This window comes from Streptomyces sp. 2-1 (genome assembly GCF_048564895.1).
Lineage (GTDB): Bacteria > Actinomycetota > Actinomycetes > Streptomycetales > Streptomycetaceae > Streptomyces > Streptomyces phaeochromogenes.
This window is the reverse complement of record NZ_CP183383.1, coordinates 5,355,519-5,375,931: the sequence shown is the minus strand read 5'-3', so window position 1 is coordinate 5,375,931 and position 20,413 is coordinate 5,355,519. Positions and strand designations below refer to the sequence as shown.

Here is a 20,413-nt window from a genome sequence, read left to right as displayed (position 1 = left end):
CGAGCGACGTGAGCGGCGTGCGCGAGAACCTCACCTACGAACGATTCGGTCTCGCCGTCCGCGAGCTCGCCCAGACCATCGCCGACGACGGGTACGAGCCCGACATCGTGCTCAGCATCGCCCGCGGCGGTGTCTTCGTCGCCGGCGGGCTCGCGTACGCCCTCGACTGCAAGAACATCCACCTCGTGAACGTGGAGTTCTACACGGGGGTCGGGACCACTCTCGACATGCCGGTCATGCTCGCGCCCGTGCCCAACACGATCGACTTCTCCGACAAGAAGGTGCTGATCACGGACGACGTCGCCGACACCGGCAAGACGCTGAAGCTCGTGTACGACTTCTGCGTCGACGCCGTCGCGGAGGTGCGGTCCGCCGTCATCTACGAGAAGTCGCAGTCCCTCGTGAAGTGCGAGTACGTGTGGAAGCGGACCGATGAGTGGATCAACTTCCCGTGGAGTGTCGAGCCGCCTGTGGTGAAGCGGGCCGGCCAGGTTCTCGACGCCTGACATTTCACGTTCGCGCTCCGCTGGGGCCGATTTTTGGCTACGGCCCCGTTGCTGTGGCTGGTTGCGCAGTTCCCCGCGCCCCTTGAGGGGGCGCCCATTCCACTCGGCACCCATGAACCGCTCAGGGCCCCGTCGCCCTGGGCGGTTTTTTCGTGCCCTTAAAAAAACGCTTGCGTTTCGCTAGTGGCCCCCGTAGCGTTCGTGTACGAAACCGTTTCGTATCGATCGCGGGTGCAGGGAGGGCGGGTCACGATGATGAGCAGTCCGGTGGTTCTCGCGCTCGCGCTCTCTCTGGTCTCCGCGTTCTGTTATGCGGCGGCTGCCGTGGTTCAGGAGCGGACCGCGGCCGGTACGGCTGATCTGCGGGGCACGCTGGCGCGCGGCTCGTGGTGGGGGGCCGTCGGGCTCAACGCCTCCGGTGCGCTGCTGCATGTGGTCGCGCTGCGGTACGGGCCGCTGACCCTCGTGCAGCCGCTCGGGGCGCTGACCCTTGTGGTGGCGGTGCCGTTGGGGGCGCTGGTTGCCCGGCGGCGGACCTCCGGTACGCAGTGGCGCGGGGTGGCCCTGACTCTTGTGGGGCTTACCGCGCTGCTGGCGGCCACCGCCTCCGGGAGCGCGCCGGCCGACACCCTCGGGACCGGCGAGGTCCTCGCGGTCGCGCTCGTCGCCCTCGGCGTCATCGCGGTGCTCGTCCGCTTCGCCTCGGGCGGTTCGGCCCTCGGCGGGCTCGCCTTCGCCGCGGCCTCCGGTATCGCTTCCGGGGTCGGCTCCACGCTGGCGCAGAAGCTCGCCGTCGGGCCGACGCTGTCGTGGAGCGTGGCGGTGGTCGCGGTGCTCACCGTCGCGTTCGCCTCGGGCGGGCTGCTGCTCTCCCAGAAGGCGTACCGCAGCGGCCTCGGCGGACCGCTGGCCCTGCTCACCCTCGTCAACCCGGTCACCGCGTCCGTCATCGGCATCGGTCTGCTCGGCGAGGGCTTCCAGTACGGCACGACCGGCACCCTGATCGCCCTCGCCGGTGCGGTGGCGGCCGCCCGGGGCGTGGTCCTGCTCAGTCGTCCTCAGTCCCACCAGGACCGGACCGGCCGACGCGCCTCCGCCCCCGCCGCCACCCGCGATCAGCCCCGGCTACCGCGCCCCACCCGCCTCCTCCGCGCCGGGCTCCCGTCCGCCGCGCGCGTACGCCCCGTCACCGTCGAACTCACCGGCACGAGCCGGGCCGTCTGAGAATCCGAGAATCCGAGAAGGAGAACACCAACACATGACCACCGCCTTGACCCCCGTCTCCGCCTCGACCATGGCGGCGCCTCTCTCGCTGCGGCCCCGGACCACCGTGCGCGCCGCGGGACTCGTGGACGTACCGGCCGTGGCGCGTCTCATCGCCCCGGCCGACGCCGGAGCCGTTCCGCACGTCCCGCCGCACCCGGACGCCGCCCCCGTCGACTGGGACCGGGCCCGCCGTGCCATGCGGCTGATGCTGGCCCATCACGCCCTTGAGGACGGTCAGGTGTGGGTGGCCGAGCGTGAGGACGGCACGCTGCTCGCGGCGGCCGTCTGGCTGCCTCCCAACCCCGGTGCCGAGCCGCCCGACCGGCGCTTCAGCAGCCTGCTCTCCCGCGAGCTCGGCCTCGGCCCGCAGGACTGCCCGGCCCGCTCGGACCGCTCGGACGGCCCGGACCGCCTGTTCCTGTCGGCCGGGCCCGACGCGGACCGCTGGAAGCCCGACGAGTCCCACTGGAAGGTGGTCGTCGTCGGCACGCTGGACGACACCAGCGCCTGGGACCACACCGTGGCCGCCGACCTGCTGGCGCCCGGGCTGGGTGCCGTCGACGAGGAGGGCGGCACCGCCGTCGCGGTCACGCTCTCCGCCCGGCACGGGGACCAGCTGCGGCCCCTCGGGTTCCGCCGGCCGCGTGCGGTCTGCCTCACGCCGGGCGGGAGTGTGTGGATGACGACCCGTCAACCGGTGCGCACAGCACGGGAATCCGTTGCACCAGGTTGTTTCCGAAGCCTCCCCGGTTCCAGGGCTGCGTGACCGGCTGGGTGTTGCCCGCGGCGTCCGTGGCCCGGGCCGTCAGCACGTGGGTGCCGGGGGCCGCCGTCCAGGGCGCCTGCCAGTGGCGCCACGACCAGGCGTGGCCCGGGCGGCCGTCCGGCGGGTCGAGTTCCGCCTCCTGCCAGGAGCCGCCGTCGTCCGTGCTGACCTCGACCTTCGTCACCGGCGCGTGGCCCGACCAGGCGCGGCCCTCCAGCTGCAGTGGACCGGGGCGTACGACCCTCGTGCGGGACATGAAGTCCGGGAAGCCGGGCGGGACCATCAGCGCGCGCGGCGCGATACGGGTGACCGGGGCGCCGGGCTCGTCGGGGTCCTGGCGGTAGCGGTACGCCACCGACTGCTGGAAGCCCGTGAACGGGGTGTCGGTGAGTGTGATGTCCCGCAGCCACTTCACATGCGCCATGCCGTACCAGCCGGGGGCCACCAGCCGCAGCGGGTGGCCGTGCTGCGGCGGGAGCGGGGCGCCGTTCATCTCGTACGCCACCAGGACCTCCCGGTCGGCGGCCGTGGCGTCGGCCAGCGTCAGGCTGCGGCGGTAGTCCTGCTCGACGCCGCGTTCCACGCCGTGGTCGGCTCCCGTGAAGACCGCCTCGACGGCGTCCGGCTCGACCCCGGCCTCGGCGAGCAGCGTCCGCAGGGGTACGCCGGTCCAGTCGGCCGTGCCGACCGCCTCGACCAGCCAGGGCTGGCTCACGGGGCGCGGGGTGAGGCGGGCCCGCCCGTTGCCCGCGCACTCCATGGTCACGCGGTGGGTGACGGGCGGCAGGGAGTACAGGGCGGACAGGTCCAGGACCAGGGGCTCCCGGACCAGGCCGCCCACCGTGAGCGTCCAGGTGTCGGCCTCGGCGGGCGGGACGTACGGGATGTCGTAGTGGACCAGTACGTAGTGCAGGCCGGGCGGGGTCACGTCGTGGCGCAGCGCCTCCAGGAGGAGGCCGTGGTTGCGGGCCGCGAGGCCCAGCTCCTCCTGGCTGATGCCCTCGTCGGGCCCGGCCACGCGGCCCGGTGCGCTGACCTCGGCCAGTGAGCCGCCGGCCCCGCGCGTAGGTCCACGTCCGTCCGTGCCGCCGCCTGTGTCGCCGTCCGTGTCGCCGTCCATGGCTCCATGGTGCTCCCCCCGCCCCGCCCGGGCACCCCGCTCGCGATTGCCAGTCCTGCCGAGCGGCGAGACCCTTGACATATCGGCCCTGGGGCGGATGAAACGTGCGATCGCGGACGGACCGTACCTACCGGGCCTCGCGAGGAGAGCGATCGTCATGGGCGGCAGCACGGACAGCACCACCGGCAACAGCGGCGGCGGTTTGGACGGTACGACCCTTGAGGCGATGCGGACCGGACTGCGCGGGCCGGTCATCGCGCCCGAGGACGGCGCGTACGACGAGGCCCGGTCGATCTACAACGCGATGATCGACCGGCGGCCGGCCGCCTTCGTGCGGTGTGCGGACGCCGGGGACGTGATGAACGCGGTGGACTTCGTCCGCGACCACGGGCTCGAACTCGCCGTGCTCGGCGGCGGGCACAGCGGCCCGGGACTGTGCCTGGTGGACGGCGGAGTCACCCTCGACCTGTCGCCGATGCGCTGGGTGCGGGTCGACCCGGTCGCGAAGACCGCGCAGGTCGGCGGCGGCAGCACGCTCGGCGACCTGGACCACGCCGCGCACGCCTTCGGTCTCGCCACCCCCGCCGGGATCATGTCGACGACGGGCGTCGGCGGCCTGACCCTCGGCGGCGGACACGGTCACCTCACCCGCAAGTACGGGCTCACGGTGGACAACCTGATCTCCGCGGACGTCGTCCTCGCCGACGGCAGCTTCGTCACGGCGAGCGAGACCTCGTACCCGGACCTCTTCTGGGCGCTGCGCGGCGGAGGCGGGAACTTCGGGATCGTCACGTCCTTCACCTACCGGCTGCACCCGCAGCACTCCGTGGGCGTCGGCATCACGGTCTGGCCGGTGGATCACACGCGTGAAGTGCTGCGCTGGTACCGGGAGTTCCTGCCGCAGGCGCCCGAGGACCTGAACGGCTTCTACGCGGTGCTCTCCGTGCCGCCCGGGCCGCCGTTCCCCGAGGAGCTGCACGGGCACAGGATGTGTGCCGTCGTGTGGTGCTGGACCGGTGACCTGGCGCTGCTGGACGAGACGCTCGCGGTGGTGAACGACGCCGGGCGCCCGGCCTTCCACTTCACCAGCCCGATGCCGTACCCGGCGCTGCAGAGCATGTTCGACGAGCTGATCCCCAAGGGCCTGCAGTGGTACTGGAGCGGTGACTTCTTCGACCGGATCACCGACGAGGCGGTCGACATCCACCTCAAGTACGGCGAGAACCTGCCGACCGACCTGTCGACCATGCACCTCTACCCGGTCGACGGGGCCGCCTCCCGGGTCGGCTCCTTCGACACGGCGTGGGCCTACCGCGACGCCGTCTGGTCGGGCGTCTTCGCGGGCATCGACCCGGACCCGGACAACGCCGGGCTCATCAAGCAGTGGTGCACGGACTACCGGGAGGAGCTGCACCCGTACTCGATGGGCGGCGCGTACGTGAACTTCATCGGGCCGGGTGAGGGCCAGGAGCGGGTCAGGGCCACCTACCGCGACCACTACGACCGGCTCGCGGAGGTGAAGCGGACCTACGACCCGCACAACCTCTTCCACGCCAACCAGAACATCGAGCCGGCGCACTGGCCCCAGGGCGACGCCTAGGGCCCGTCGGACAGGCGCTAGAACGTACCGAGCTTGATGATCGACAGCAGGGCGATCAGTTGGATCGCCGACGCTCCCAGGGCCTTGGGCCACGGCAGGTCGTGCGACTTCTTGACCATCAGCGTGAAGAGCACGCCGGCCCCGACCCAGGTCGCCCAGCCCAGCAGCTGCACGAACGGCGCGTCGCCGCCCGCGAACATCGCGACGACCAGTCGCGGCGCGTCCGTCAGCGACATGATCAGCATGGAGAGGCCGACCGTGGGCTGCCAGGCGCCGTCGCCGCCGAGCTGGCGGGCGAGGGTGTGCGTGACCACGCCCAGGATGAACGCGCTGAGGACGATCGCGATCGACGTCGTCAGGACGATCGGCACCGCGTTCGACAGGGTGGCGTTTATGACGTCCGCGCGGGCGCCGTCGAAGCCGAAGACCGCCAGCAGGCCGTAGAGGAACGACACGATGAGGGCGGGGGCCCACATCGTGTAGTCGCGCATCTGCAGGAAGGTCTGGTTCGGGCGCATGATGACGCCGGTCAGCAGTTCCTTCCAGTGCAGCCGCGGGCCCACCGGGGGTGCGGTCGTCTGGCCCGCGCGGTACGTGCCGCCCGGGTTGTACGGGTCCTCGCCGACGGAGAACGCCGTGGTGTGACCCGGCTGGTTCGCCGCGTACGGGTCCTGGCCCTGGCCCTGACCATGATGGTCGTGGTCGCCGAAGTACTCCGGCTCACCGTGCCCGTTCGTCTGGGGCCACTGCTGCGGCCCGTTGCCACCGCCACCGCCGCCATTGCCGTACCGCTGCTGATGCTGCTGCGGGTACGGCTGGGGCGCGGGGGGATAGCCGTACGACGGGCCGCCCTGGGGGGCCTGCTGTCCGTAAGGCTGCTGCCGCGCCTGTTGTTGCGGGTGCGCCTGCTGCGTGCGGTTGTCCCGGCCGCGTCCGATCCTGAATCCAGCCACGTAATCGAACGTACCTGGTCCCGCACAGTGACGTGCCGGGCCCGGGGCAACGGGCCCGGCTTTGCTGCCGAGCTGTGACATCCCCTAAGGGACTTCCCAGGGGACCGACATGGGTTCTCCGGGGAGATTCTCGGGGTCTTTTCAGTGGCTGCTCAGGGTTTGGCCGTACGCGAGCGCGCTGGACGCGGCCGGGAGGCCGAGCTTGGTGGGCGTGACCGTGTAGGAGCCGTCGGCGCTCGCGCGGGGGAGGACCCACACGCCGCCGGACTTCGCGTTCTCGCCGGGGGAGCCGACCGCGATGTCCGGCCTGCCGTCGTGATCGTAGTCACCGGTCGCGACGGCGGCACCGAAGGCGTCGCCCGCCTCCGCGGCGCCGGGGACGCGCGGGGTGCCCTGGTTGTACGCGACGGAGTGGCCTTCGCCATCGGCGTCGACCAGGCCGGTCGCGCCGCCGAAGAGGAGGGTCGCGGCGCCCGCACCCGCCCGCGTGCCGATCGCCTCGCCGGGGGCGCCCGCGACCAGGTCGTCGCGGCCGTCGCGGTTCACGTCCGCGACGGCCAGGGAGGCGCCGAAGCGGTCGCCGGTCTCGGCCACGCCCGGCACGCCGACCGTGTCCTGGCCGATGGTCTGCGCGCGATAGCCGAACGAGCCGTCCGGGCCGCTGCCGTAGTGGACATGGATGCCGCCGCCCTTCGCGAACTCCTCCGGACCGCACGGGTCGTCGATGTTCTCGTCGGCGATCTCGCGGCACTCGCCGAGGGCCAGGTCGTCGTTGCCGTCGCCGTCGAAGTCCCCGGCGGCGAGGGCCGAGACACCGGCGTTGTCGGTGTTCCAGGTGTTGGCCATGCCCTGCTCCGCCGCGTCCCAGGCCCACAGCCGTACGTGCGACTGCGTGAACGGGGCGTCGACCGTCCAGTACGCCAGCGCCAGGTCCGCCGTGCCGTCGGCGGTGAAGTCGCCGGTGGCGAGGACGGGCGCGCGACCGCCCATGGGGGCGGTGAGGACGGTGGTGAGGATGCCGTCGGCCGTGCGCAGCACGACCTTGTCCCGGCCGCCGATCACGATGTCCCTGCTGCCGTCCCCGGTCAGATCGGCCGCCGCGACCGACCCGCCGTACGCCGCCGACGCCGCCGGGCCGGTGAGAGCCGTGGAACCGTGGCTCGGGCCGCCCCTCGCGCCGCCCACGACGGTGACCATGCCCGCGTCCACGCCACGGTCGGTGACGTCCTCGCCGGGGGCGCCGGCGAGCAGCTCCGCGATGCCGTCGCCGTTGAGGTCCTCCAGAACCGCGGAGGCGCCGAACCGGTCGCCCGCCTCCGGAGAGCCGGGCACCTCGGCGGTGGCCTGGCTGACCCGGATACTGCCGCGGGAGCCGAGCCCCTTCGGGCCGCCCCACACGACGTTGACGTATCCGGCCTTCGCCTTGCCGTCGACGGCTCCGTCGGGGACGCCGACGGCGAGGTCCGCGTAGCCGTCGGCGTTGAAGTCGCTCGTGGTGGGGGAGGGTTGGGCCGCGGCCGCGGTGGGCGCGAGTGTCAGGCCCGCGGTGACCGCCGCGGCGACGGTGGCGGCGATTGCGTACGTCCGTATCTGCACGGGGGCTCCAGGGTGGTGACCGGGGACTGTGGTTCACCTGTGTGACACCTGGAGGATGCCAGGGGTTGTGGCCCCGGGCGCATTCCTTGCCGCGTGCGCGTTCGCTGGGGCGTGCGCGTTCGGTGGGGCGTGCGGGTTCCTTGGCGCATGCGCCTTCCGTTGGGCGTCAGGCCCAGAACTCGGCCTCCTTCTCCATGTCCTCCTGGCATTCGTCGATGTCGGTGAACTTGTCCCCGACGATCCGGAAGATGAGGCAGCCGTTCTGCTCGATCCGCTTGCCGTTGCGCTCGGCCGTGTAGCGGTGCATGGAGACGGCGTGGCCCCGGCCGTCGACGAGGATGTGGCTCAGCTCGACCTGGAAGGTCCCGTTGGTCTCCGCGAAGAGCCGGCCGTACAGCTCCATGACCGCGTCCTGCCCTTTGTAGTCGCCGGAGAGCATGTGACTACCGGGTACGTGGTGCGTACAGTCCGATGCCATCATGCCGCGCAGGGTGTCCATGTCACCCCTGGTGAAAGCGTCGTAGCCCTTGCGGACGAGCATTGCGTTCGGGTGTTCAGCCATCGTGATCGCCGCCTTTCTGTTGCTTGGCGTCTCATGGCCGACATTCTGATTATCCCGCGTTATTGGGTTTTTGTGCCGAGTTCACACCACACGTACTTGCCCGCCGTCCCGTTGACCTGGAACCAGCCCCAGTCGTCGGCGTACGCGCGCACGATCCGCAGGCCGCGGCCCGTCTCGTCGTCCTCCGGCTTCGTCGTCGGCGGCGCGGGGTCCGTGTCCCACGCGCCCAGCCGGAACGAGTTCCCCGACCGTCTGAGCTTCAGGGCGGCGGGGCCCTCGGTGTGCCGGATGGCGTTCCCGAGGAGCTCGGAGGCGAGTAGCTCCGCCGGTTCGACGAGGGCGGGGAGGTGGTGGCTGGTGAGGATGTCGCGGAGTGCGCGGCGGCAGATGCCTACGGCTCGGGGGTCGTGGGGGATGTAGAGGGTGTACTCCCAGGGGGTGGGCATGGGCATGCGGTCTCCTGGTGGGGAGTGGGTGGGGGGTCGTCGGGGCGGTGGCTCTGTCTGGCCCGGCATGGCGTGGCATGACGGGGGGATGCACTTCCGCTCCGAAGAGTGTTCGTTGCATCACTTACGGTAGGGGTGGTGTATCACCCCGGTCAAGGTGAACTGGAATACTCGTAGTCCCAACTGCCGGGAAGGAAGGGCTGTATGCCTGCAAGGAGCATCGTCACCGCGCGCCAGCAACGGCTCGGCGCGGAGCTGCGAAAGCTCCGGGAGCGGGCGGGGCTGACCGCGAGGGAGGCGGCCCAGGCGTCGGGCATCGCCGAGAGCAAGATCTCCATGACCGAGGCGGGCCGGGTCGGGGTGAGCGCGGAGCGTGTGCGGCATCTGGCCGACCAGTACGCGTGTGATGACGCCGCGCTTGTGGAGGCGCTGGTGGGCATGGCGACCGAGCGAGGGCGTGGCTGGTGGGAGAAGTACCGGGATCTGCTGCCGCCCGGCTTCCTCGACCTGGCTGAACTGGAGCAGCGTGCCCCGTACTTGAAGTCGTTCGAGAATGTGCGGATCCCCGGGCTGCTGCAGACCGAGGAACAGGTGCGGGCGACGTACGCCTTGCCCGTGTCCACGCTCGGCGAGGAACAGGTCGAGACGCGTGTTGCGTTTCGCCTGCGGCGGCAGGAGGTCCTCGAAGAGGCCGACTACGAGGTGGTGGTCCACGAGGCGGCCCTGCGTGTCAGGTTGGCCGACCGCAAGGTGGCCCAGCGTCAGCTGCTGCACATCCTGGAGCAGTCCGAGCGGCCCCAAGTCACCGTGCGCGTGGTCCCGTTCGACGTGGACGGATTCACGCTGATCGGCACGCCGGTGCTCCTTGCGGGCGGCCCTGTCCCTCAACTGGACACCGTCCTGCTGGACTCTCCGCACGCCGGGACGTTCATCGACGCGGAGGAGCAGCTCAACGTGTACCGCAGGGTGATCAACTCCGTGGAGGGCGCGGCACTGGGAGTCGTAGAGTCGAGGGACCTCATCCACCGACTTGCTCAGTTCACCTGAGGGGCCTCGCAATGACACCGGTCATACAGTGGCAGAAGTCTTCCTTCTCTGACGGAGAGGATGCGCCCAACTGCGTTGAGATTGGCGCCTGGCAGAAGTCCTCCTTCTCCGGCGGGGGTGACAGCGACGACTGCGTGGAGCTCGCCGCACGCCAAGACACCCTCCTCCTCCGCGAAAGCGACGAGCCCGACACCGTCATAGCCGCCACCGGCGCCGGGCTCGCCGCCCTCATACGGCACCTTCGTTCGTAAGGCCCGTAGGCGGCAGTGCTCCCTCCAACTCCCTCGCCACCGCAAGGGTGTTGGTGAGGCGGGCGCGCTCGTCGTCCCCCAGCGGGACACCGTCGGCCTCGGTCAGGAGGGCGCGGGCGCGGGGTGCGTCGTCCAGGCGGAGGGCGAGTTCCGCGCGGTAGACGAGGGTCTCGACCAGCTCGACAGGGTGGGCGGAGGCGCGCTCGCGCGTCAGGGTCGCATCCAGGATGCGGGCCGCCTGGTGGGCGTCGCCCTTGGAGTCGCCGAGGACGATGGCGTTCTCCAGGGCCTTGGTGAGCCTGCCCGTGGGGTACGAGGACTCGTCCGGTACGTCCTCGTCCTCCGTCGCCGGGAAGAAGCGGATCCAGTTGCCGCCGGGGTCGACGACGCTGAAGCCGGACCGCTTGCCGGTGTTCTTGCGGCGGCGAGGGCTGGTCATCCGCGGGATGCCGGACACGAGGACCTTGCCGTAGGCGGCCCGCATGGCCTCGGCGAAGGCCTGGTGGATGGCCCCGGTGTCGGGGACGATCACCACGCACGAGCCGTACGACTGCTCGGGGTCGAAGCCCTCGATCCCGGCGAAGTGCAGTTGGAGGTCCTCGCGTTGGACGCTGACGTAGGGGTTCGGGCGGGTTTGCCGATAGGTCGTGGTGAAGCCCAACTTGCCGTAGAACTCGGTGATCTCGTCGATCGACCGGCAGGGCAGCAGGGGGATGGTTACCTCGTTGGCCATGCGGCTCCCTCGGGCAGTCGCGGTAGTCAAACTTGATGACTCCCCGAGGGTAACCGCGAGTCCTACTGGAGCGTGCCCTCGATGAGCTTTTCCTCCGCGGACGCCGCCCCCGTCGTGGTGACACCCGTCGGGGAACCAGGCAGGCGCAGCGTGTTCACGCTGCCGCGTACGTACAGGTCGGCGCGGCCGTCGGCGTTCGTGTCGCGGAGGCGGACCGCGTAGCCGAAGTGCTCGCCCTCCTCCAACGCGCCCGGTACGCCTGCCGAGTTGCGGGCGAACCACTGTGAGCGCGTGCCGGACAGCCCCGACGCGCGGCCGTACAGCACGTGGACGCCGCCCGCGTACTCCTTGCCGTTGATGGCCTCGCCGATCACGCCGACCGCCAGGTCCTTGTAGCCGTCCCCGTTGGCGTCACCGGCGGAGACGGACCAGCCGAACTCGTCGTACGTCTCCGGGGTGCCCGCCACCCCACTCGTCGCCTGGGTGATGCGGGTGCTCGTGGAGGGGCCGGACGACGAGCCGTACCAGACCGAGACCCGGCCCTTGGACTTGGAATGGACGGCGGTGCCGACCGCGATGTCGCCGTAGCCGTCCTTGTCGAAGTCGGCGATGACGCCGTCGCCGCCGCGGTCCGTGCTTCCGCCGTTGCCCGACAGGGACTCCAGGCGCAGGGTCTTGCCGGAGGTCAGGGTGGTGCCGCCCTTCACGAACCAGGCGTCGGAGGCGATGTACGAGTCGGTGACGACGTCGCCGATGACGACGAGGTCGGTCTTGCCGTCGCCGTTCACCTTTCCGGCGATGAGGGCGGTGGAGTAGAAGGACGTCGTCTTGTCGAGGGTCGTGACCGAGCCGTGGACGCCGGATCGGTTGATGGCCCCGCGGTAGACGTACGTCTTGTCGTCGTTGACGAGGGCGAGGTCGGTCTTGCCGTCGCCGTTGAAGTCGCCGGTGGCGAGGTCGGAACCCATCCGGTTGTAGGAGTCCTTGGGTGCCTTGTCCGGGACGGTCGTGCCTCCGGAGAGGCCGTTCGGGCCGCCCCAGAGAACGGTGACCGCGCCCTGGTCCTTGCGGCCGTCGACGTCCTCGCCGATGGCGGCCACGGCGAGGTCGCCGTATCCGTCCTTGTCGAAGTCGGCGGCGGTGCGGACCTCGCCGAACTGGTCGTCCGTCTCGTCGGCGCCGGGCACACCGGAGCTCGCCTGGTCGATGAACTGGGTCCGCGTACCGGGGCCGTTGGCCGTGCCGAAGGTGACCTCGACACCACCGCCCTTGCTGTCGCCGCCCGAGTAGACGGCGTAGTCGCGGAATCCGTCGCCGTTGAAGTCGTCGGCGTACTTGGCCGCGGCGGCGGAGGCGGGGGTGGTGAGGGTCAGTGGGGCTACGCCCGCCGCCAGGATCGCGGCGAGGGCGGTGGTGGTGCGCAACGAGCGCTTCATCGGGTGGAGGTCTCCAGAGGAGTGTGTGAGGGGGAGGGGAGCCGGTCCGTCCGGGACCGGTCCGCGGTCAATCCGCCAGCTCGGCCCAGAAGTTGGTGAGAGCGGTCTGGCCCAGGCTCGCGAGCGTGAGGACCTGGGAGCCGGTGCCTGTCGGGCCCGACGAGGTGCCCGTGAGGAGGTGCAGGCGCTGGGGCGTCGACGGGGCGGCGGCGAGCAGTTCGGCGCGGCCGTCGCGGGTGTAGTCGCGGAGGCTGACCGAGTATCCGAACGCGGCCCGCTCGCCGGGTTCGCCCTCGATGCCCGCGGTGTTGTAGTCGTAGGCGCGGGAGTTCTTGCCGGTGAGGCCGGACGCGCTGCCGCGCAGGACGGTGACCGCGCCGGCGGCCATGCGGGGCGGCGGGCCGCCCGCCTTGACGGACATGCCCGTGTCGGCGGACGTCTCCGCGGCGATGATCTCGCCCGGGGTGCCCACGGCGAGGTCGGCGTAGCCGTCGCCGTTGGTGTCGGCGGCCGAGACGTCGCCGCCGAAGTCGTCGCCGGTCTCCGGGGTGCCGGGTACGCCGGACGTGGCCTGGGTGATGGTCTTCACCGAGCCGCTGGGGCCCGTCGAGGTGCCGGGCAGGACGTACACGGCGCCGCCGGTGCCCGCGCGTTCGGCACCGATGGCCAGGTCGCCGTATCCGTTCTTGTCGAAGTCGGCGATCGCCGCGCCGCTCGACACGAGGGTCGTGGAGGACGGGAGCTTGACCGTCTTGGTGCGCTTCGGGGCGCCGGAGCCGCCCTTGTAGAACCAGACGGTGTCCCTGAACGCCCCGACGGCCGTGTCCCATTCACTGCCGAGGACCGCGAAGTCGACGGTTCCGTCCTTGGTGACCTTTCCGGCGACCACCGTCTCCGGAGTGATCTCCTCGCCGCCGCGCGGGTCGAAGTCGGTCACCTTGCCGTGGGAGCCGGACGTGGTGAACGGGCCGCGCATGAACAGGATGTTCTCGGAGTCGACGGCGACCACGTCCGGCCTGCCGTCCGCGTTGAAGTCGCCGACCGCGATGTCCTTGGCGAAGGCGCGGTCCTTGTAGAGGGGGTTCATGTACGAACTGCCGTGGGTGAGGCCCGACTTGGAGCCCCACAGCACGGTGAACGCGCCGGAGCGGCCGTCGTTGGTCTCGCCGATCGCGGTGGCGACGACGTCCGCGTACCCGTCCTTGTTCAGGTCGGCCGTCGTCACGTCCGTACCGAAGTAGTCGTCCGACTCCGCCGCGCCGGGGATGCCCGGGCTGTCCTGGGTGACGACCGTACGTCTGGAGGGGTCCAGCCCCCTGGCCGTGCCCCATATGACGACGACCGCACCCGCGTTCTGCGCCTCGCCGACCTTGGCACCGCGGTCGCCGACGGCGAGGTCGCGGTATCCGTCGCCGTTGAAGTCGTCGACGTACTTGGCGGCGGCCGCGGAGGCCGGAGCGGCCAGGGCGAGCGGGCTCAGGCCCGAGACGAGCATGGCGGCGGCCAGGAGGCAGGTGCGCTTTCGCAAGAGATCTCCCAAAGTGGTCGGTTGGCTCAAAGGAGACCTTTGGAGCTGGGGGAACGGTTGTACGGAAGTTTGGTGAATTTCCGTGGCTGGTGTTTTCGGTGTGGCCAAGGGGACGTACACGCGCAAACCGGGCCCGGCGCCTGGGAGGTGCCGGGCCCGGTTCGACGGTGAGGGAGTGCTCCGGATCAGTTGGTGAGGCCGGCGCCGAAGGCCCCGTACGTGTAAGGCAGGTTGAACGCGCCGGGGCCGAAGCCGCGGTCGCCGGCGGAGGAGATGCCCGTGCCGTCGGAGAGCATCGCGGTGACCGCGCCGACGCCCTCGCCCTCGAAGCTCGCGGAGACCGTGTAGTCGGCCTTGCCGTCGGCCGTGACGTCGGTGAGGAGGACGTCGGAGCCGAAGTAGTCCATGGCTTCCGCGCTGCCCGGGACGCCCGAGGACGCCTGGGAGAGGGTGCGGCCGCCGGTCTCGGAGACGCCGTCCGCCGAGCCCTGGAGGAGGACCGTGGAGCCGGTGTCCTCGATGGTCTCGATGTCCTCGAAGATGACGCCGATGGCCAGTTCGCCGTAGCCGTCGCCGTTCACGTCACCGATGGAGAGCGCGCTGCCGAAGCCGTCGCGCTCCTCGTCCGCGCCGGGCACGCCCGGGGAGTCCTGGGTGAGTTCGGCCATGGGCGCGTCGCCGTTGACCGGGCCGCCCGCCGAACCGCGGACCACCGTCACCTTGCCGCCGAGGCTGCCGGAGTGGTCGTCCTCCGCGGTGAAGACGTTGCCGAGGGCGATCTCGCCGTAGCCGTCGCCGTCGATGTCGCCGATCGCGATGGTCGTGCCGCCGCCGAGGCCGCGCGGCACGGAGGTCTCCAGGCCGGTGGACATGCCGAGGTAGGCGACCCCCTTGGACCAGCTGTTGGGGCCGTCCCCGGTCAGCTCGGTCCGGTACGTCAGTACGAGGTCGGCCTTCCCGTCGCCGTTCGTGTCGCCGGCCTTGATCGCGTCGACGCCGTACGGGGTGGTCTCGGGCAGTGCGATCCGCTGCGCCGCGCCGGTCGTGCCCGAGCGGGTGAAGCCGCCCTTGACGACGTACGCGTGCGAGGCGGTCGTGCCCGCGGCCAGGTCGGCCTTGCCGTCGCCGTCGAAGTCGCCCGCCGTCAGGACGCGGCCGAACTCGTCGTGCGTGCCGGCCGCCGGGTCCTTCACCGTCGTACCGCCCGCGACGCCGCTCGCGCCGCCCCACAGGACCGCGACCGTGCCGCCGTCGACATCGCTCTCGACGTCCTCGCCGGACGCGCCGACCGCGAGGTCCGCGTAGCCGTCACCGTCGAAGTCCGCGACCGCGAGCGCCGAACCGAAGGCGTCCTCGGCCTCCGGCGTGCCGGGCACACCGGCCGAACTCTGGTCGATCACCGTGTGGTTGGCCGGGTCCAGGCCTGTCGCGCTGCCGTAGACGACGGCCACGTACCCGGCCATGCCCTGGTCGCCGACCTTGGCGTACGGCGCGGCGAAGGCCACGTCACCGAAGCCGTCGCCGTTGAAGTCGCCCTTCAGGCCCGCGGGGGCGGCGGAGGCGGTGACGGGGAGGGCGATCAGGAGCCCGGTGGTGAGGGCGGTGGTGAGCGTCGTGGCGAGGAGGAGCGTGCGCTTGCGCAAGAGAGGTCTCCGGTAGGGGGGACGGCGGGCCCCGCACCAGTTCGGTGCGGGGCCCGCCGGATGGTGAAAGAGGGACGGGACGTGCTCGGTCGGCGAACTCAGTCGGCGAAGTTGACGCCGAACGACGGCGTGCCGCTCGTCGACACACCCGCGCTGCTCGGCGAGACGGACCGCGAGCCGGTCGTGGTGATCTTCGTGCCGTTCGAGGGCATGTACAGCACCGCGCCGTTGCCCGCGTTCTCGTACGAGCCGACCAGCAGGTCGGCCCGGCCGTCGCCGTTGACGTCGTCGAGCTTCGCGTCCGCGCCGAACGCGTCGTTCTTCTCGTCGCTGCCGGGCACACCCGCCGTGCTCTGCGCGAAGTACTGAGTGCCGGAAGCGGTGTTGAGGCCGTTCGCCGAGCCGTACAGGACGGTGACCGCGCCCGTGTCCGTGATGGAGTTCAGGTCCTCGCCGGCGGAGGTGACGACGATGTCCTGGAACCCGTCGCCGTTGATGTCGCCGAGGTCCAGCTCGTAGCCGAAGTAGTCGTTCTTCTCCGAGGAGCCGGGGACGTTGCCGGTGTTCTGGGTGATGCCCGTGGTCGCGCCCGGGCCGTCCGCGGTGCCGTAGGTGACGTTCACCTTGCCGCCGAAGGCCGAGTCCGGGACCGTCGTGCCGTCGCTCAACGTGTTGTGCCAGTACGCGCCGGAGACGATGTCGCCGAAACCGTCGCCGTTGACGTCGCCGATCGCGGTGATCGCGCCCGGCTTCACGATCTGCGCCGAGGAGATCGAGAGGCCGCTCGCGGCGCCGGGCACGAAGTAGTTCCTGGCCCAGCCGTAGTCGGTCCCGGTCTCGAAGCCGTCGATGACCAGGTCGGTCTTCTTGTCGCCGTTGACGTCGCCCGCGGTGAGGTTGATCGGGCCACTGGCGTCGCCGCCCGACTGGATCGGGGGCTTGAGCGTGTACCGGCCGCCGACGGCGGTGCCGGACGCGCTGATGCCGCCCTTGTAGACGTAGACCGTGCTGGAGGAGTTGCCGACGGCCAGGTCGGCCGTGCCGTCGCCGTCGAAGTCGCCGGCGGCGAGGTTCTTGCCCCAGTAGTCGTGCGCGGAGACGGCCGGGTCGGCGACGGTGACGCCCTTGCCGGTCAGGCCGCTCGCGGAGCCCCACAGCACGGCGAGAGTGCCGCCGTTGGTGTCGCTGCCGACCTTCTCCCGCGGGGCGGACACGGCGAGGTCGTCGTACCCGTCGCCGTTGAAGTCGGCGTACGCGGTCTCCGCGCTGAAGGCGTCACCGGCCTCCGCGGTGCCGGGGACCCCGGCGCTGTCCTGGCTGAGCGTGGACCGCTTGGCGGAGGACACTCCGGTGGCGGTGCCGTAGAAGGTGACGAGCTGGCCGGCGGTCGCGCGGCCGTTCACGTAGGCGCCCGCGGCCGAGAAGGCCACGTCGCCGACGCCGTCGCCGTTGAAGTCGGCGTGCGGCACGGTCGTCGAGTCGGCGGCCGTTGCCGTCACCGCCGAGAAGGTGAGCAGACCCCCCGTCAGCGCGGCAACGGACGCCGTCGCGAGGGTGAGTCGCAGATGCTTGTGCATGCGGGATTCTCCTGCTGCATGCGGGGACGCCTGGCGGGCGCCCGCAGTCAATGGGGTGCGTACCACCCGCATTCGCCCGGAGTTCTCCTGGGCTTTACGGGCGGTTGGCGATCAGAAGACCCACGGGGAGGGGGCAGGGTTGTACGGGGGGCGGAAGTTTTTGAGGACGACTTCCGAGGTCAGAGGGCTAACTGGGGCATACGGGGCCTCTTGCGGCGGCCTTGGCTTTCAGGGGCGCGGGGCTGTGACATTGTGCGGCTCCGCCGCGTGGGCGCGACCAGCCACGTCCGACCCGCACCAACACACATCCCCCGCCGTGGTCCCCTCCGCTCACTTCAACCGCAGCGGCACCCCAAGATCCCCGGGCGTAAGGAGCTGCACCTTCCCCGGGCCGAACCCTTCCCCACTCCCCCGCAACACCAGAAACGCCCCCGCCCGCTTCTCCCACAACGGCCCGAACGCCACCGCGTCGTCATGCCCGTCACCATCCACGTCCAGCAACGGCGGCTGATGGCCGAACTCGTTCCACTTGTACGGGTTGGGCGTCCCCGGCAACCAGTCGGTCAGGGGATCGACGGCCTGCTCCCCGTCCGCGGACGGCACCCCCGACGCCCCGCCGGGCAACAACGTCACCTTCCCGTCGTGCCCCCGATAGCCCGGCGTGTTCACGACGACGTCCGGCTTCCCGTCGCCGTTGACGTCCCCGACGGCCGGCGACGACCCGAAGTCGATCCGCCGCTTCTCCCCGCCCTCGCCCTCGATGACGGACTCCGAACGCCCGCTCCCCAGCCCGGACTTGGCCCCGTACAGGATGGTCAGCGCACCGCCCTCCGCGGGCATGTCGGCGGGCGCCACGGTGAGCTGCGTGGGCAGCAGCAGGTCGTCGACGCCGTCGCCGTCCGCGTCACCGACGGCGGGCGTACGCGGCCCCTCGAAGGTGCCCACCGCCTTGCTGATGCGCGGTTCGAGCGAGGTGTCGCGTACGAGTCCGTCCGCGCCGCCCTCGTAGTAGCCGACCATGTACAGGCTCTCGGGCGCGCTCTCGTCCTCCTCCGCGTCGAAGTCGTACGTGAACACCACCTCCGCCTTCCCGTCGGCGTCGAAGTCGCCGGTGGTGGCCGATTCGGGCGTCGCGTACCCCTGCTGGTCGAGGTCGAGGGCGGCCCGCCGCTTCGGGGTGCCGGTGCGGTCGAAGGGGCCGTACAGCAGCAGCCCGTCGGAGCCAGGCCCGGTCGCGCTGGGGTCGCCCGTGCCGCCGTGTCCGCCGTCGAGCAGGTCCACGGAACCGTCGCCGTCGAAGTCGGCGGCGGCGCGCGGCTGGAAGCCGTCGGGCAGGGCCAGTTCGGTGGCCTTGCCCAGACCGCGGGCGCCGCCGAAGAGGGCGAAGGTCCCGAGCGGGGTGCCGGCCTTCCCGCGGGCGACGACCAGGTCGGTGAAGCCGTCGCCGTCGAGGTCGGTGCGCAGCGGGGCCGAGACGAAGCCCGAGCCCTTCCCGCCCGCCGAAGTCCGTTGGGCCGAGGCCTTGTTGAGGCCGTCGGAGGAGCCGTAGACCACCGCGAGCGTCTCGGTGTACCGCTTCTTGTCCTTGGACTGGGAGTACACGAAGGTCGCGAAGTCGTCGTAGCCGTCGCCGTTGAAGTCCCCGGGGTCCGGATTGTCGGACGGCTTTCCGGCGGCGGGCCTCTTCGGTCCGCTTTCGGGGCGGTCCGTGGAGCCGTCACCGCCGCACGCCACGGCAAGGCTCGCGACCAGGGCGACGACCACCGCCGCAGGACCGGTCCTGGAAGTGCGGGGCGGCATCAGCTCTCCATGCCCAGGAACTCCGAGGTGGAGAAGGTGAGTTCGGGCTCCCGCGCGAGCAGGCCCTGCTTCGAGCCCCGGTACACGGCGATCGTGTCCTTCGTGTCCCCGCGGTAGGTGCGCACGGCCAGATCGGCGCGCCCGTCCCCGTCGAAGTCGGCGACCTTCAGCACGCGGGTGGTCCCCCGGGCGGGCGGCGGCACGGTCACCATCCCGGCCTTGGACAGACCCGTCGTACGGCCCTTCAGGACCCGCAACTCCGTACCGCTGGAGACGAGTTCGCTCAGCCCGTCCCCGTCGAAGTCCCCGGAGTCCAGGACGGTTCCGGCGACGTCGAGCTTGCCGCGCAGGGTGCCCGGAACGTCGTAGCGCAGCGCGGTCCCGGTCATCGAGCCGATCGCCGCGTCGAGCCCCTTGCCCTTCCCGAACCGGCCGAACGCGACGTCGACACCGCTGGGGAGGGCCACCGCGGTCCCGGCGGGCCCGGTCGGTCCGCCCGGCACGAGGGAGGAGGTGGACGCGGAGGCGGCGGAACCCTCGGCGGTACGGACGAGCAGGTCGTCGTACCCGTCACCGTCGACGTCCACGGCCGGTGGCGTGGGCACGTTCCCCGGCGAGGCGAGCGGCGCACCGGCCGCCTTCGGGGCGCCCTTGCGCGTGAAGGGCCCGCGCAGATAGCTGAGCCGCCCGTCGGAGGCGTGCACGACGAGATCGTCGGCCTTGTCGTTGTTGAAGTCCCCGCACACCGGCTGGTCCGGCCAGTCGTTGCCGAAACGTGCCTGCGGGGGAATCGCCAGCTTCACGGCCTTGCCGACCAGCCCCCGGGCCGAGCCGAAGAGGATCTGCAGCGGGACCGGCGGCTGACCCTGCCCGTCGAACGGCGGGTCCGTCGAGACGACGAGGTCCGTGTAGCCGTCCCGGTCGAGGTCGCAGCTCGCCTCGGCGTCGAAGACGGCGGGCAACTGCCCCTTGGTGGCGGCCGCGTTGCGGGCGGCACTCAGCAACTGCCGGGCGCCGGGGGCAAGCCCGCGCGCCGATCCGTAGACGACGCCGATCCCGGCGTCGTCGCCGTGGCTGTCGCGCTTCACGAGATCGTTGAGGACGAGGTCCGGGTGCCCGTCCCCGTTGAAGTCGTCAGCTGCCTTGCTGCCCTTGCCGAGCGGCACGGGGAGCTGAGCGGGGGCCTTGGCGACGGTGAGGGGCTCACGCTTGCCCGCCGAGCCCCCGTCGCCGCTGTCTGCGGTCGGGCCGCATCCGACGGCGAGTCCGCCGCCGAGGATGCACACGGTCAGGGCCGCCACCATCCGCGCACTCACTCTTCGCCCACTCACCGCGAACCTCATCCGACCCGGAAACAACAACGCCGGTCATCATGCACTTGTTCGAGCCGAGGGTAAATGGTGGTAACACGTTGAGGTGTTCGTGCTGAATTCGTGACCTTCGGACATGCGGAATGTGGTCTTCCGGATGATCGTGAGGATCCGCCCTGAATTGAGAGCGCTGCGGCCCGAAGAGGCAAATTGTGCACATGCCTGAATTGGTGGCATTGCTGGGTTTTCTTCGAAGGTCCTCGGAGATCCGTG

The 20,413-nt window shown here is 71.1% G+C and carries 18 protein-coding genes; 6 read left to right on the top strand and 12 right to left on the bottom strand.

Features of this window, described 5'->3' with window-relative positions:
- Positions 1-8: 8 nt before the first annotated feature.
- From ACN20J_RS23645 to ACN20J_RS23635, 3 genes are all read left to right on the top strand, one after another.
- Complete coding sequence (locus ACN20J_RS23645) at positions 9-506, top strand: phosphoribosyltransferase (protein WP_190230676.1); 498 nt, start codon at positions 9-11, stop codon at positions 504-506.
- Between the two features lie 252 nt (positions 507-758).
- A complete protein-coding gene (locus tag ACN20J_RS23640; protein WP_419666712.1) occupies positions 759-1,730 on the top strand; it encodes a hypothetical protein in 972 nt (323 codons plus the stop codon).
- Positions 1,731-1,764: 34 nt separating this feature from the next.
- On the top strand, positions 1,765-2,538 hold the full coding sequence (locus ACN20J_RS23635; protein WP_419666711.1) for a hypothetical protein: 774 nt from the start codon (positions 1,765-1,767) through the stop codon (positions 2,536-2,538).
- Here ACN20J_RS23635 and ACN20J_RS23630 read toward each other — a convergent pair.
- Positions 2,429-3,658, bottom strand: coding sequence for a sulfite oxidase (locus tag ACN20J_RS23630; protein ID WP_419666710.1), 1,230 nt, complete (start codon positions 3,656-3,658; stop codon positions 2,429-2,431). The two genes, ACN20J_RS23635 and ACN20J_RS23630, sit on opposite strands and share 110 nt — an antisense overlap.
- 157 nt (positions 3,659-3,815) lie before the next feature.
- On the opposite strand from ACN20J_RS23630, the gene ACN20J_RS23625 reads away from it, so the two are divergent.
- On the top strand, positions 3,816-5,258 hold the full coding sequence (locus ACN20J_RS23625; protein WP_419666709.1) for an FAD-binding oxidoreductase: 1,443 nt from the start codon (positions 3,816-3,818) through the stop codon (positions 5,256-5,258).
- Between the two features lie 17 nt (positions 5,259-5,275).
- On the opposite strand, the gene ACN20J_RS23620 is transcribed toward ACN20J_RS23625, so the two are convergent.
- The 4 genes from ACN20J_RS23620 to ACN20J_RS23605 form a co-directional block, all read right to left on the bottom strand.
- A complete protein-coding gene (locus ACN20J_RS23620; RefSeq protein WP_419666708.1) occupies positions 5,276-6,292 on the bottom strand; it encodes a Yip1 family protein in 1,017 nt (338 codons plus the stop codon).
- A 60-nt stretch (positions 6,293-6,352) separates the two neighbouring features.
- Positions 6,353-7,807 carry an integrin-like protein gene (locus ACN20J_RS23615; RefSeq protein ID WP_419666707.1) on the bottom strand — a complete coding sequence of 485 codons (1,455 nt, stop codon included), beginning with the start codon at positions 7,805-7,807 and terminating at the stop codon, positions 6,353-6,355.
- Between the two features lie 166 nt (positions 7,808-7,973).
- Positions 7,974-8,369, bottom strand: coding sequence for a nuclear transport factor 2 family protein (locus ACN20J_RS23610; protein ID WP_419666706.1), 396 nt, complete (start codon positions 8,367-8,369; stop codon positions 7,974-7,976).
- 59 nt (positions 8,370-8,428) lie between these two features.
- A complete protein-coding gene (locus tag ACN20J_RS23605; protein ID WP_361890375.1) occupies positions 8,429-8,821 on the bottom strand; it encodes an ATP-binding protein in 393 nt (130 codons plus the stop codon).
- Positions 8,822-9,019: 198 nt separating this feature from the next.
- On the opposite strand from ACN20J_RS23605, the gene ACN20J_RS23600 reads away from it, so the two are divergent.
- Together ACN20J_RS23600 and ACN20J_RS23595 are read left to right on the top strand one after the other, a co-directional pair.
- Positions 9,020-9,862 (top strand): helix-turn-helix domain-containing protein, encoded by an 843-nt coding sequence (locus ACN20J_RS23600; RefSeq protein ID WP_419666705.1) that lies wholly within the window; start codon positions 9,020-9,022, stop codon positions 9,860-9,862.
- Positions 9,863-9,873: 11 nt separating this feature from the next.
- Positions 9,874-10,113 (top strand): DUF397 domain-containing protein, encoded by a 240-nt coding sequence (locus ACN20J_RS23595; protein ID WP_419666704.1) that lies wholly within the window; start codon positions 9,874-9,876, stop codon positions 10,111-10,113.
- On the opposite strand, the gene ACN20J_RS23590 is transcribed toward ACN20J_RS23595, so the two are convergent.
- The 7 genes from ACN20J_RS23590 to ACN20J_RS23560 form a co-directional block, all read right to left on the bottom strand.
- Positions 10,091-10,846 (bottom strand): VOC family protein, encoded by a 756-nt coding sequence (locus tag ACN20J_RS23590; protein ID WP_419666703.1) that lies wholly within the window; start codon positions 10,844-10,846, stop codon positions 10,091-10,093. The two genes, ACN20J_RS23595 and ACN20J_RS23590, sit on opposite strands and share 23 nt — an antisense overlap.
- 62 nt (positions 10,847-10,908) lie before the next feature.
- Entirely contained in the window at positions 10,909-12,282 is a 1,374-nt protein-coding gene (locus ACN20J_RS23585) for an FG-GAP and VCBS repeat-containing protein (protein ID WP_419666702.1), read from the bottom strand.
- A gap of 67 nt (positions 12,283-12,349) precedes the next feature.
- The gene (locus tag ACN20J_RS23580; protein WP_419666701.1) at positions 12,350-13,810 is read right to left on the bottom strand and encodes an FG-GAP-like repeat-containing protein; all 1,461 of its coding nucleotides are present in this window, start codon (positions 13,808-13,810) and stop codon (positions 12,350-12,352) included.
- Positions 13,811-13,995: 185 nt separating this feature from the next.
- Positions 13,996-15,453 (bottom strand): VCBS repeat-containing protein, encoded by a 1,458-nt coding sequence (locus ACN20J_RS23575; RefSeq protein WP_419666700.1) that lies wholly within the window; start codon positions 15,451-15,453, stop codon positions 13,996-13,998.
- Positions 15,454-15,551: 98 nt separating this feature from the next.
- Positions 15,552-17,030, bottom strand: coding sequence for a VCBS repeat-containing protein (locus ACN20J_RS23570; RefSeq protein WP_419666699.1), 1,479 nt, complete (start codon positions 17,028-17,030; stop codon positions 15,552-15,554).
- Positions 17,031-17,360: 330 nt separating this feature from the next.
- Complete coding sequence (locus ACN20J_RS23565; protein WP_419666698.1) at positions 17,361-18,830, bottom strand: FG-GAP and VCBS repeat-containing protein; 1,470 nt, start codon at positions 18,828-18,830, stop codon at positions 17,361-17,363.
- The gene (locus ACN20J_RS23560; protein ID WP_419668938.1) at positions 18,830-20,134 is read right to left on the bottom strand and encodes an FG-GAP repeat domain-containing protein; all 1,305 of its coding nucleotides are present in this window, start codon (positions 20,132-20,134) and stop codon (positions 18,830-18,832) included. Before ACN20J_RS23560 ends, ACN20J_RS23565 begins: the two co-directional genes overlap by 1 nt.
- Between the last annotated feature and the right edge of the window lie 279 nt (positions 20,135-20,413).